This is a genomic window from Duncaniella sp., assembly GCF_029056165.1.
In the GTDB taxonomy this organism is placed as follows: Bacteria; Bacteroidota; Bacteroidia; order Bacteroidales; family Muribaculaceae; genus Duncaniella.
Window position 1 is genome coordinate 1 of record NZ_JAIDBW010000001.1, and the last position, 13,896, is coordinate 13,896.

Genomic DNA, 13,896 nt, shown 5'->3' on the forward strand with positions numbered 1-13,896 from the left:
GTTACAGCCTATGTTTCAGGCGGATGTATTTTATTCGGCATACGCGGCACGCCGCGTCCCTACATTATCATTCTATATGGCTTGCATCACTTGATCACAAGCCCTTCGGTGTCAGAGCTGACGTAGATCTTGCGCTGATCGGGATTGATGGTCTCGACAGTGACATTGTCAAAGGTGATGTTGCGGGTATGGTTCAACCAGAAACCTTTGGCCGGGAGAATGCCCCACATTGTCGATTCAGGATATTCGGCAATCTTCTCGTCCGTCGGAGCGGCGACCTTATGCTGTCCGCCACGGTGACGGATACGGATGTTGCGCAGTTCGACATCCTTGACCGGATGCCCCTCCAGACCGGTGATGGACGATCCCGTCGGACCGGCTTCATCAATCATTATGTCGTGCAGACAGATGCGCTCCATCGAGCCTATCCCCTCAACCGGCACATCCGGCGAATAGGGGCGTGCACGGTTGGCAAGGCGGATAAAGATCGGTGATTCCGTACCGCGTATCGTTATATCACCTATGTCGATATTGCTCATAGTACCACCGTCAACAATCTCCAGCACGATAGCACCATGACCGATACCACCTTCATAACCGAAAAACTGTGTCGATTGGTCGGCCGACGGCTTCACGGCTATACCACGGATAATTATGTTGCGGAAACCGCCGTTAGTTTCCGTGCCGAGCTTGATAGCGTTGCAATGGCTCGACACGACACAGTTACTTATGACGATATCCTCACACAGGCGTGGCGATGTGCTTTTGATAGTGATCGCATCGTCGTCCGAATCAGCGATCATGTTGGAGACAGTCACGTCATGACAGCCGTCGAGATCAAGGGCATCGTTATTGAAGTTATTGCGGTTGACAACAGTTATGCCGTCGATCTTCACCTTGTCGCAGGCAAGATAATGCTGCATCCAGCATCCGGAATTTTTCAGCGTGACACCTTCGACCCTCACCCCGCGACACTGAATGAGACGCAGGAGATGCGGACGGGTGATACCCTCGTCATTCCACGACAGTTTCGGAAAAGCCTTGCCACGGCCATCGATAGTACCCTCGCCAACAATCGCCACATTCTCCGCAGCGTCGGCATAGATCAGCTGTATGGTAGGCGTATGGGTGCGGAGCGACACATAGTCGGTCTTTATTGGGACATAATCGTTGATGTCCGTACTCCCGAAGAGGGTCGCACCGTTCTCCAGCCGCAGAGTGACATTGCTACGTAGAAATATACTTCCGATCTTGTAGTTACCGGAGGGGACCAGTACAGTACCGCCGCCGGAGGCATGACACTCGTTGATCGCAGTCTGCACAGCCGTCGTACTCAGAAGGGTCGTATCGCTGACAGCACCATAGACACGGATGTCATGGACGGCTGCGGAAACGGTCATGGCTGAAGTCAAGCCAAGCACAAATGCCACGGAGCGCAAAGGGCTGAATATACTTTTCATGGTAAGTCTATCTCTATCTATGATTCAAGTCCTGTGAGCAAAACCTGATCAGTCGGCGAATGTGATTTCTATTGTCCCCACATCCTGCAACTTGATATTCTTGTTCCTTGATTTGGCATTGGTGATCGTCATGTTCTCGACCGGTATTTCAGGAAGTCCCTTGGCCTGAATGAAGATACGGCACTCACCGACCTCAAAGTTATCGACATGGATGTCGCTGAAACGCGGTGTCACCTTACCGACGGGACGAGCCGGGAGACGCTCGGCCAGCTCACCCATCCAAGAGGGACTTCCGAGCATGTCCATCTGGATCGCCGGACCGGGAGTCCTCACGACCTTGACATCACGTATCCAGATATTCTCCGCACCACCACCGCGCGGACGGCGGGTCTTGAAGTAGAGAGGCATACGTGGATTCTCCATAACCACATTCTCGGCATATACATTGCGGATGAATCCGGCAGTCTCAGTTCCGACAGTGATACCGCCTACGCCACGCTTCACACGACAGTTGCGGATGACCACATTCTGAGTAGGACGGCCGAGCTCGACGGCTTCCTCTCCACGACCGGCTTTCAACGTGAAGCAATCGTCGCCACAGTCAAGGGTAGTGTTCTCGATAAGCGCGTTGACGCTCGAATCGATATCGATACCGTCCGTGCGCGGATGACCGTGGCTGTTGACGGTGACCCCTCTGATGATTATATTCTCGCAATAGACCGGAGCTATGTTCCAGAAGATAGAGCCGTCAAGCGTCACATCCTCAATGAGAATCCCGTGGCAATTGACCGGTCCGATGAAGGTCGGCATATAGATCTTGTCCATCGAGGCAGCGCGCGCAGCTCCTGACTCGATGTTCTTCTCAGCAGTCACTGACAAGCCGGTATCTATATTGCCCGTGATCTCACACTCGCGCGAGGGGGCTTTGAGATGACCCTTGCCGGTGACGGCTATGTTTTCGGCACCGTTGGCATAGATCATCGCTCCGAGTGACTTCACGTCAGCTCCCTCGTAGCGCGAATCGACCAGCGGAAGGTAATCCTTGAGATCACCGGTAAATTCCAGTGTCGCGCCCTCGTCAAGATGCAGATTAACGTTGCTCTTGAGCATCAAACGTCCCGACAGCCACTCTCCGGCGGGGACGATCACCGTGCCTCCTCCCTGCGCCGACATGCGGTCAATAGCTTTCTGAATAGCGGCCGTAGATAGTTTTCCCTGCTTCGCACCTGTCTTGGCAATGCTGACACTGCGATCCGGAAAGGATGGAGCAGTCATACTGATCACAGCATCGACAAAATCAGGACGTGCTGACTGCACGGCATCGGTCTGGGCCAAAGCCGCCAACGAAAGCGCACCGGCAAAAATGGTTGTAAGAAGTCTGTTCATGGTCTGTTTATATACTTGTTAATTTTTTTAATTACTTTCTCAGCAAGAATTGACAATAACTGCATTAAGCCTTATTGTATGATGCAAAATTAATCAATAAAATTGAAGATGGTGATAAATTCGCCAATTTACGCGTGAATTCCCGAAATAATTGCTAATTTTGTAACATGAAGTCTTTCCTCCGTGACCTATCCCTTGTCTATGCCATGATCGTGACCGCACTCCTGACCGGATGTGGCCAAGGTGATGACACACCCGGACAAATCTATCCGGACCGGAATAAATTCAACATCGTAGGAATTGACATCAGTGCCCACAACGGTGATATTGATTTCAGCAAGGTCGCTGCCGACGGCATCTCATTCGTCATTATCAAAGCCACTGAAGGAGGCACATTCAAGGACAAAAAATTTATCGACAATCTCCGTAAAGCCCGCGAAGCCGGACTGAAGGTCGGTGCATACCACTTTTTCCGCTTCGATACGCCGGGCTATATGCAGGGGCTAAATTTCCTGAACTCACTGCAATCACGTCATCTGGACCTGCCATTGATCATAGATATCGAAGAGTGGGCCAACCCGAACAGTCAGCCGACACAGATGGTGCTCAACCGCCTCAACGAGATGATAGACCATCTTGAAGGCCACGGACACCGTGTGATGCTCTACACCAATAAAAACGGATTCGCCCGTTTTGTCCGCGGACGTTTAGAAGGCTATCCGCTCTGGATATGCTCGCTTGTGGATGAACCGCAGGAAATGGACTGGGTGATCTGGCAGGGAACCCACAACGGAAAGGTCAACGGCATCAACCATCCTGTCGATATAAATGCCTTCGGCGGAACTCAGTCCGAATGGGAGGCATTCCTTACCCCACCGCAACAAACCAAGCCCTGACCCGACACAATAATAGAGCTTAACCGCGCGTTATTAAGCGGATAGGGCTTCCCTTTATCGATCATTGAAACCTCTCTCCCACCCCTTTCTCCAAACCATCTCTACCAATCATTATCCCCACACGTCCGAACGTTCATGAAAACATTCGTCCGCCACATACTACTCCTCATTCTCTCCGCGATAATACCTGATCTGCTGTATGCGTTCCCAACCGACACTTACGCCTCATCCTCCGTGCTTTCCTCAGGCCGATGGGTCAAGGTGAGCGTCGAGGAGAGCGGCATGCACTTCATCCCGACTTCCGCCCTCCGTTCTTGGGGTTTCAGCGATCCTTCTAAAGTCAGGATCTTCGGCTACGGAGGAGTGCGGATCTCCGACCATCTTTCAGCGTCGCTCTATGTCGATGATCTCCCGGCGGTGAGAAGCGAACTTACACCGTCAGGAATAGTGTTCTATGCACAGGGACCGGGCGTGTGGACCCACGAGCGAAACGACATTTTCAACCATTCGCTCAATCCATACTCCACACGCGGCTATTATTATCTGACCGATTCTCAGCCGGAGGCCGACTGCTCGCTCCCGACCGAGGGCAGCGCACCGTCGGGCGATCCTGCCACAACGTTTATCGAACGTCTGTATCATGAGATCGATCAGGTTACACCTGCTGAGAGCGGACATCAGCTCGTAGGTGAGGATTTCCGTTTCACCCCCACACGCACATTCAATTTCCAGATGCCGGGACGCGTGGAGGACACGGAAGTGTGGATGCAGTGTGAGTTCTTCGCGCGCTGCACGAGCGCAAAAGTCGATCTCAACTTTACCGCCAACGGTCAGGCTCTTGCCGCCGGAAATAGCGATTATGTGAAAGCCAACACCCTCTGGGGCGACACCTGCCGTGTGCGCAAACGTTTCACGCCCAAAGGCACTTCGCTCGCTCTTGGAATCGGGATAAAGATTTCAGCTCCCGTCACCCTCGCTAATCTCGAACGCCTCACCGTCACCTACACGCGAGCCCTCGCATTGCCCGCTTCCGGCAATCTCGTGTTCACCTCATCACAACGTTCACTGAGACTGGACGGCGGAAAGGCTGACACGCGCGTATGGGACGTAACCCAACCCGGTTCGCCCATAGCCATGCCACTGACAGCTGAAGGCGGCAACTCCGTGGCATGGACCAATGACTATAACGGACTGCGCACCTACGCGGCATGGACCTCGACATCAAGCCTGCCGACTCCGCGCTTCGCTGGCAACGTAGAGAATCAGAACATCCACGCCGAGGAAGTCCCCGACATGATCATCATCAGCCCGACCGCCCTCATGGAGCAGAGCCGCCGCATTGCGGCTGTCCATTCGGCCGCACCGCGCGGACTGAAAGTGCTCGTGGTCAATGACGAGCAGGCCTACAATGAGTTCGGATCAGGCTCACCCGACATCAACGCCCTGCGCAAGATGCTGAAGATGTTCTATGACCGCGGCAATGAATCAGGCGACAGCCGTCTGAAATACGTGCTCCTCATGGGCGGTATGCATCATGACCACCGCCGTCTCACCGCCGCTATGGCAGGAAGCACTGCCATCACCCTCCCGACGTGGCAGACGGATCTCGGAATGAATGAGAGTACATCGTATTGCTCGGACGACGTGCTCGGCTATCTTGAGGACAATTCCGGCCTGCGCCCGAAGTTCGACAAACTCAGTGTGGCTGTCGGCCGAATCCCGGCCAGAAGCGTCAGTCTTGCCAAGAACTATGTCGATCGCTTCATCAACTACGTCAACAATCCTGTTCAGGGCGAGTGGCGCAACCGTCTGCTCCTCTTTGCCGATGACGGCAACTATGCCGCCCACTCACAGCAGTCCGACTCGATCGAACGCCGTATGCTCGAAAGCGAGGCCGGAAGCAACTTCACCTTCCATAAGGTATATATCGATGCCTACCAGCTGCGCAACGGCACTTCGGACGAGGCAAAGGCCAAGGTCTCGACCATGTTCAATGACGGTGTGCTGATCTGGAGCTATATCGGTCACGGTTCGATCAATCTGCTGTCGGCCGACGGTATCTTCACCACCCCCTTCCTCAACAATCTCTATCTCCGTCACCCGCTCTTCTTCTACGGTGCCACCTGCTCTTTCGGTCAGGCTGACGGCAATGCCACTTCAGGCATGGAATCGCTCATGCTCACTGATGCCGGAGGTGCCATCGGCGGCTTCTGTGCAGTGCGCCCCGTCCTCATCACCCTCAACGGCGGTCTGTCAGACGCATTCGCGCGCGAACTTGCTACCCGCGACTCCGACGGGCACTTCCAACCCATAGGCGAGATATTCCGTAAAGCCAAGAATCGTCTTAGCTGCGACGATCCACGCCGCATCGGCGACGACAACATACGCCGTTTCATCCTCTTTGCCGATCCGGCTCTCCGGCTTTCAGCTCCGACCAACACCATACGACTGCTCACGGTCGATGGCAAGTCTGTCAGCGACGATGACTCGCAACCCATCCTCACGGCACGTTCACGTCCGGTGCTCCGCGGCATTGTCTGCAATCCCGCCGGAGAGAAAATGGAGGATTTCAACGGCTGGATGTCGCTGACCCTCTATGATGCCGAGCGAAGCTTCACCACATTCGGCCGCGGTGATCAAGGCACGGAATATACCTTCGACGAACAGGGCGAACGCCTCTATGCCGGACGCACGCAGGTGCGCAACGGCGAGTTTGAGATCACCATCCCCATGCCGGCTGAAATCGCCGACAACTTCCGCCCTGCCACCCTATCGATGTTTGCGGCGGCCGAGGACGGTGAGGAAGCCATCGGTGTGAACCGCGATCTCTATGCCTACGGATTCGATGACAATGCCCCTGCCGATGATGTGCCCCCCGTCATCGAGTCGATCTATCTCAACCATTCGACCTTCAAGCCATCGGATGCAGTCGGAGCTAATCCGATGCTCATAGCACGTGTCAGCGATGATCTTGGCCTCAATCTATCCGTAGCCGGCGTAGGCCATCAGATGAGCGTGCGTATCGACGGTGATCAGAATTTCACGGATGTAGCCTCCTCGTTCACTCCGGACGACGACGGCAATCCTGCAGGAACTATCTTCTATCAGCTCCCTGAACTCACGAGCGGCAACCATACCGTCACGCTGAAAGTATGGGATACCGGAGGCAACTCCTCGTCGGCTTCCGTTGAGTTTTTCGTCAATCCTGACCTTGCGCCAAAAATTTTCGATATCTACTCCGACGCGAATCCAGCCACGACCGAGGCTAACTTCTACGTCAGCCATGACCGCCCCGACGCGATGCTCGACGTGCGTATAGAGATTTTCGACATCAGTGGTGCACATGTCTGGACCTCTGAGACCCGCGGACGCGCCGACATGTATGCTTCCGCACCGGTCACTTGGAATCTCACTAACTCGGCCGGCTCACGCGTCACACGAGGCATCTATCTCTACCGCGCTACGATTTCCGAGTCTGGGCGCACATCCTCCCTCACAAAGCGCATAGCAGTTTCGCCGCAATAATCACGATCGTCCCCCTTGTCAGGCCATCCCCCGTCACAGGTTTTTGCACCCGTCATAACATGACGATAGCTGTGTAAAAATTGATCCGGAAGATAATCCGGTACTGATGATCCACACCGTTAAATTCACAGGAGGACCGTTAGCGGAACGGATAGCAGCTCCCGCAAGATTTACAATTGCACAGCGTTTGATTGAGGCCTGATGGAAATCCACACCTTATCCGTGAACTTTTCAGTCTGCTAAAACCTTATAAAATAGATTGTTTTTATTATTTATTTTATGAAAAAGCTATTTCTATCAATCGCGGTTGTCGGAGCTGTTTGCCTGACATCATGCGGAAACTCCCAGCAGGCAGCTCAGGACAAAGGTGAAGCTATCAAGGCAAAGATCGAAAACTGCAGTGATCCCGACAGTCTCAAAATCTATGTTGACGAAGCCAAGGCATACGCCGATGAGCTTGTGAAGGCCGGCAAGGACGATGCGGCCCAGACATTCATTCAGGAAGTCGAGCCCGCTGTAAAGGCAAAAGATGCAACCGCCGCCGGTGCATTCACTGCTCTTGGGCTCAAAGCCAAAGCTGACTCTGCCTATGAAGCAGCCAAGGAGGCTACCAAAGAGGCTGTGGATTCTACTAAAGCCGCTGTCAATGCCGCCGCTGACGCAGCTGCTGCTAAAGTCGAGCAGGGCAAGGAAGCTGTAGCAGAGAAAGTTGAACAAGGCAAGGAAGCTGTATCCGAAAAAGCAGCTGAGGCCAAGGAAGCTGGTAAGAACGCAGTAGATGCAGCCAAGACAAAGACAGCAGAAGCAGCACAGAAAGGTGCTGATAAGGTGAAGGATCTTCTCGGCAAGTAAACTTCCGGCATTTCATGAACGAATGTAAGTCGTAAAAAAACTGACATAATTATTCCAACGAAAAAGATCAATCCGGCTCTGAATTCAGGGCCGGATTGATCTTTTTCGTCAGTCGGGATGCCACAGGATACAGGCATCCACTTCCTTGATGATTACAGTGAAAAGGAATCGATTGTAGGGACGAGATTGTTTTGTTTGTAGGGACGCGGCGTGCCGCGTATGCTGGATGAAATACATCTACCTATAAAACAGGCTATTACTATTCAACCCGGCATACGCGGCACGCCGCGTCCCTACAAACATGAACACGTCACGTCCCTACAATTATGAACGCGCCATGTTCCTAAAATTATAATTGTGGTTCTTTCACCTGCTCCGCATATTTCTCAAGCCACAGCCGCGACATGAGGGCATGGCATTGAGTTGTAGGATGGATTCCGTCCCAAAGCCAATAAGACGCAGGGACGTGTGTGGTATCGGCCGTGAGCTTTCCGATAAGTTCATCGTAAGACACAATCGCCGCTCCATGACGCGCTCCGACCTTGCGCACGATATCGGCAAGCTTACGTGTCATCTCCAGTCCGCGCCCGTAGTCAGACGAGACACCGACTTTGCCTACACGTGCGGTAAAAGGCGTGCCGAGCATAATCCTTACATCAGGCTTACGCTCCTGCGTGATGGTGATCAGTGAATCAAGTTTGGATTCCCATGCTGAATAATCGATCTCCGTCCCATTTTTGAGAGCCTTATGGACATCGTTGATACCGATCAGTATTGAGACGAGGTCAGGATCAAGAGCCAAGGCATCCTTGTCCCACCTATCGGCCATCTGCGAGAGAGTATTCCCGCTTATGCCACGGTTAAAGTAACGGACAGCCGTATCCGGATTTTCCGAAGCCAGAACGCCTATGGTCATTTCGGCATAGCCGTGACCATAGATGTGGTTCTGATCCGCAGTGTTGCGCTTTTCCGACGGGCATGGCCAGCCTTTCGGACTGCCCCAGTTGCCATCGGTAATCGAGTCACCGATAAAAAGATAATTGTAGGCACCTCCAGCCGAGACCGCGAGCATTGACAGCCCGGCGAGGAGGAGACGACGCAGATTTTTCATTTACATCAACGTGATTGTCACAAAACTTATTTACCCGGACGGAAATAACTGTCGTAGAGCGAAGGATCACTTATTATCTCCAATGCTTCGGAGAAGATGGGATCAAAGCGCGAAACGACCTTTGAGTAAGTGGCCTGCTCATAGATGTCACGGCCGATCAGACCCTTCACGATGGATTCAAGTATCGGTCTGGACTTCTCATACTCTTCGGCCTTGTACTCGACACCTTCCTTTGTACCGAGATCAATGACTCCCTGCATCAGCTCGGCGGTCACGGGGAAATTCTTCACGTAGTCATTATCCGTAGGATAAAGTTTCTTGATCTCCGCACGGTTCTTATCCACATAATTGACACAGAAATTATTGATCACGCCCTTGGCAATGAGATCACGGTAATAGTCGGAATACATGGTGGTGTCGATGGCCACGAACTTATCCGGCATGATGCCGCCACCGCCATAGACGGGACGATGGAGACGCTTGGTGTAGAATTTCAGCGAGTCAGGGAACTGATGGATGCTGTCGGCACTCATGAATTCGCCGGAGTTATAGCGGTTGAGCATGTCGAGACGGTAAGCCTCGTCATCACCATCGACGTAAGGCTTCTGGATGCAACGGCCCGATGGTGTGTGGTAACGCGAGACGGTCAGACGCATCATCGAACCGTCAGGAAACGGGAAGGGACGCTGTACGAGTCCTTTGCCAAACGTGCGACGGCCGACAATCACTCCGCGGTCATTGTCCTGAAGCGCGCCCGAAAGGATCTCGGAAGCCGAAGCGGAATACTGGTTGACCATCACCACCACGCGTCCGTCGCGGAAATCGCCACGGGTCTCGGCCACATACTCCGAAGTGCCGTTTTTAGGAGATTCGGTATAGACGATCATGTCACCCCTGTCAAGAAACATTTCCGACAGTTCAGTGGCCGGGCGCATGTAGCCGCCACCATTGTCGGTAAGATCGAAGATGAGATGACGCATACCCTGACCACGCAGCTTATTCATAGCCTCCTTCACCTCCTCGGTCGTATTCTCGGCAAAGCGGCTGAGAGCTATATATCCGACCGAATCATTGACCATATAGGCAACCTCGACACTATAGATGGGTATATCGTCGCGCACGACACGGAATTCCAGCGGCTCAGCCGTGCCCTTGCGGAGCACCTTGAGGTTGGCGACCGTACCCTTAGGGCCGCGGAGCACCTTCATGATGTCGGTATTCTTTTTCTTAACGCCGGCTATGACCGTGTCGTTGCAGGCAATGATACGGTCACCGGGGATAATACCCATCTTCTCTGAAGGGCCACCGGCCACCGATTCGATGACATAGAGCGTGTCATTGACCATCTGGAAACGGATACCGATACCTGAAAAGTTGCCTTCAAGCGGTTCAGTCAGCTCCTTGGTCTCCTCCGGAGATGAATAAGTGGAGTGAGGATCGAGTGTCTTGAGCATGGCCACTATCGCTTCTGTCACTATCTTGGTAGTATCGACATTATCGACATAATAATTCTCGATAATCTGCTCCGCATAACGCAACTTGCGCTCCGGAGTGAACTGCAACTGGGCGAAAGCCGAGACAGCAATACCGGCAAGCACAATGACGGTAAGTAATTTCTTCATATTGTTATAAGTGTATGTGTGACTAATATTATTGTATGTATGATTATTATATGTATGACTATATGTCATGATCTCAGATATATCTGTCTTTTGTCTATATCCCTAAACCTAACGCACAGTAACCTTGAAATATTACCAGACAAAAAGCCAATCATCCAAGGCAAAGGATTAGAAAGTGTATTATGAATTATGATTTATGAATTGAATCAGGTAAATATTCGCTCACATCATAACCGTATGACTTCAGTTCGCGCACCACCGATGATGAAACCGAAGAATACTCCGGAAGCGTGAACAGCACGAGCGTTTCGATACCGGATATCCGGCGGTTGATGTCGGCAAGAGTACGTTCATATTCGAAATCGACCGTCGATCGGACTCCACGGAGCATCCAGCGCGCATCTTCGAGCTTACAGGCATCTACAGTCAGCCCTGTGTAGGAGATCACCCTAACTTTCGGCTCATCCGCATAAAGTCGCCGGATGGCTTCGATGCGCTCCTCGACCGATGACCATGTACGTTTCTCGGAATTGACACCGACAGCAATGACCACGCGGTCAAAAAGCGGGAGCACTCTATCGACGAGCGACTGATGCCCGATGGTAAACGGATTGAACGAACCGGGAAAAAGTATAGTATTCATAGCAGCCATCAACCGATTTCAGAATCATCCTCCACCACGAGGTTCTCGATGATGAAGTTCTGACGTTCCATAGTATTCTTACCCATATAGAACTCCAAAAGCTCAGCGACCGCATCCTCCTTGCGCAGCGTCACGCGGTCAAGACGCATGTCAGGGCCGATGAAACCACGGAATTCCTCAGGCGAGATCTCACCGAGACCTTTGAATCGTGTGATCTCCGCATTGTCACCGAGCTTTTCGATGGCCGCAATGCGCTCCTCATCCGTATAGCAGTAATATGTATCGTCCTGCGCCGACGATCCGCCGCGCGCACCGCGCTTGGTAGTCTTGTGGTTTCGCACACGGAAGAGCGGAGTCTGGAGCACGTAGAGATGTCCTTTCTTGATCATGTCGGGGAAGAACTGGAGGAAGAACGTCAGCAACAGCAGACGGATGTGCATTCCATCCACATCGGCATCCGTAGCGATTATGACCTTGTTGTAGCGCAGCCCGTCGATACCCTCCTCGATGTTGAGGGCAGCCTGAAGAAGATTGAACTCCTCGTTCTCATAGAGGATCTTGGCGGGGACACCGTAGGAATTTTTTGGTTTACCGCGCAGCGAGAACACGGCCTGAGTCCACACATCGCGGATCTTGGTGATAGATCCGGCAGCCGAGTCACCCTCGGTGATGAAGATTGAAGAGGCGAGCTTCTTTTCCTCGTCGCCACGGATGTCGTTGAGGTGCACGCGGCAGTCAAGCAGCTTCTTGTTGTGGAGATTCGCCTTTTTCTGCTTCTCGCGGGCAAGCTTCGTTATGCCGGCCATAGCCTTGCGGTCACGTTCGCTCTCCTGAACCTTTTTGAGGATCACGTCGGCTATGTCAGTGTTGCGGTGGAGATAGTTGTCAAGTTCCGTCTTGATGAAATCACCGACGAATTTCGCCACAGTAGGCCCGTCGGGACCCATGTCACGGCTTCCGAGTTTGGTTTTGGTCTGCGACTCGAACACCGGCTCCTCGACCTTGATCGAGACGGCGGCAATCATGCCGTTGCGTATGTCGGAGTAATCGAAATCCTTTTTGAAATATTCCTTGATCGTGCGCGACACCGCTTCCTTGAAAGCCGTCAGGTGAGTGCCACCCTGAGTGGTGTGCTGACCGTTGACAAACGAGTAGTACTCCTCGCCGCGCTGATTGGCATGGGTGATGGCTATCTCTATATCCTCGCCCTTCAGATGTATGGGCTGATAGAGAGGTTCGGTGGTCATCGCATCTTTGAGCAGGTCGAGCAGACCGTTGCGTGAGATGTAACGCTTGCCGTTGAACACCATAGCCAGTCCGGTGTTGAGAAACGTGTAGTTCTTCAGCAGCGGGACAATGAAATCGTCACGATAGGCATAGTCACGGAATATGCTCGCGTCCGGGGTGAAGCGTACCAGTGTACCGTTCGGCTCGTCGGTGGGCTCTATATCGCTCTCCTCCACGAGGTCCCCGCAGTGGTAGAGCACACTTTTGCGCTGTCCGTCGCGCACACTGGCGATGAAAAACTCCGTCGAGAGCGCATTGACGGCCTTGATACCGACACCGTTGAGACCCACCGACTTCTTGAAAGCCTTGGAGTCATATTTACCGCCGGTATTCATGCGCGACGACACATCCACAAGTTTCCCCAGAGGGACACCGCGTCCGTAGTCCCTCACGGTCACCGTCCCGTCGGCCACATCCACCGTAACCTGCTTGCCGAAACCCATCATGTATTCATCGATGGCATTGTCAAGCACCTCCTTGATCAGGACATAGATACCGTCGTCATAGTTCGAACCGTCACCGAGTTTGCCGATATACATGCCGGGACGACGGCGGATATGCTCTTTCCAGTCGAGGGTCTTTATATCGTCCTCGCTGTAGTCGGCTGCAATCTGCGTTTCGTTAGCTTTTTCATTGTCAAGGCCGTTACCGCCGTTTTCAGCGATGAATTCAACATTCTCAGAGGCAATATCGTCGTTGTTTATCATGATTATCGGTGCTTTGGATGGGATATTTCATCTTTTGAGGCAAATTTACGAAATTTTCGGCAAAAATCCCTATCTATTAAGATCAAATAACAAGACAACCACATCGAAATTATCCTATGATTTATTGCCAATAGGACATCGTGGATTCACTGGTACGCTTTGCGTCTGACTTTTTCAAGCAGGCATCGGCGTGGGTAGGCAATGAGCAGAAATACGACAGCACAATCTGAATTTCAGCATATTGTAGGGACGCGGCGTGCCGCGTATGCCGAATGAAATAGTTATAGCCAAAACTTCAGGCTGATGTATTCTATCCGGCATACGCGGCACGCCGCACAGCTGTCCGGATAAAATTTTAACAAATGGAGCAAGTAGCAATTTGCTAGTCAAAGAGCGATTTGCTCCAT

10 protein-coding genes are annotated in these 13,896 nt (G+C 52.5%); 3 read left to right on the forward strand and 7 right to left on the reverse strand.

Going from position 1 to position 13,896, the window contains the following annotated elements:
• Positions 1-86: 86 nt before the first annotated feature.
• Positions 87-1,460, reverse strand: a complete 1,374-nt coding sequence (locus K2G41_RS00005; RefSeq protein WP_300112608.1) for a glycosyl hydrolase family 28 protein — start codon at positions 1,458-1,460, stop codon at positions 87-89.
• 48 nt (positions 1,461-1,508) lie between these two features.
• Positions 1,509-2,846, reverse strand: a complete 1,338-nt coding sequence (locus tag K2G41_RS00010; RefSeq protein ID WP_300112611.1) for a glycoside hydrolase family 28 protein — start codon at positions 2,844-2,846, stop codon at positions 1,509-1,511.
• A gap of 167 nt (positions 2,847-3,013) precedes the next feature.
• On the opposite strand from K2G41_RS00010, the gene K2G41_RS00015 reads away from it, so the two are divergent.
• The 3 genes from K2G41_RS00015 (at position 3,014) to K2G41_RS00025 (ending at position 8,119) form a co-directional block, all read left to right on the forward strand.
• Positions 3,014-3,742: a GH25 family lysozyme gene (locus K2G41_RS00015; protein WP_300112614.1), complete on the forward strand. Its 729-nt coding sequence runs from the start codon at positions 3,014-3,016 to the stop codon at positions 3,740-3,742.
• Between the two features lie 135 nt (positions 3,743-3,877).
• Positions 3,878-7,267, forward strand: a complete 3,390-nt coding sequence (porU, locus tag K2G41_RS00020) for a type IX secretion system sortase PorU (RefSeq protein WP_300112616.1) — start codon at positions 3,878-3,880, stop codon at positions 7,265-7,267.
• 279 nt (positions 7,268-7,546) lie between these two features.
• On the forward strand, positions 7,547-8,119 hold the full coding sequence (locus K2G41_RS00025; RefSeq protein ID WP_300112619.1) for a hypothetical protein: 573 nt from the start codon (positions 7,547-7,549) through the stop codon (positions 8,117-8,119).
• 349 nt (positions 8,120-8,468) lie between these two features.
• Here K2G41_RS00025 and K2G41_RS00030 read toward each other — a convergent pair whose 3' ends face one another.
• From K2G41_RS00030 to K2G41_RS00050, 5 genes are all read right to left on the reverse strand, one after another.
• The gene (locus K2G41_RS00030) at positions 8,469-9,230 is read right to left on the reverse strand and encodes a GDSL-type esterase/lipase family protein (RefSeq protein WP_300112621.1); all 762 of its coding nucleotides are present in this window, start codon (positions 9,228-9,230) and stop codon (positions 8,469-8,471) included.
• Between the two features lie 26 nt (positions 9,231-9,256).
• Positions 9,257-10,852, reverse strand: a complete 1,596-nt coding sequence (locus K2G41_RS00035; protein ID WP_300112624.1) for a S41 family peptidase — start codon at positions 10,850-10,852, stop codon at positions 9,257-9,259.
• Positions 10,853-11,039: 187 nt separating this feature from the next.
• A complete protein-coding gene (gene coaD / locus K2G41_RS00040; RefSeq protein ID WP_300112627.1) occupies positions 11,040-11,495 on the reverse strand; it encodes a pantetheine-phosphate adenylyltransferase in 456 nt (151 codons plus the stop codon).
• An 8-nt stretch (positions 11,496-11,503) separates the two neighbouring features.
• Positions 11,504-13,489, reverse strand: a complete 1,986-nt coding sequence (locus K2G41_RS00045) for a toprim domain-containing protein (protein ID WP_300112630.1) — start codon at positions 13,487-13,489, stop codon at positions 11,504-11,506.
• A gap of 174 nt (positions 13,490-13,663) precedes the next feature.
• A partial coding sequence (locus K2G41_RS00050) for a hypothetical protein (protein WP_300112632.1) occupies positions 13,664-13,896 on the reverse strand: 233 nt, incomplete at its 5' end.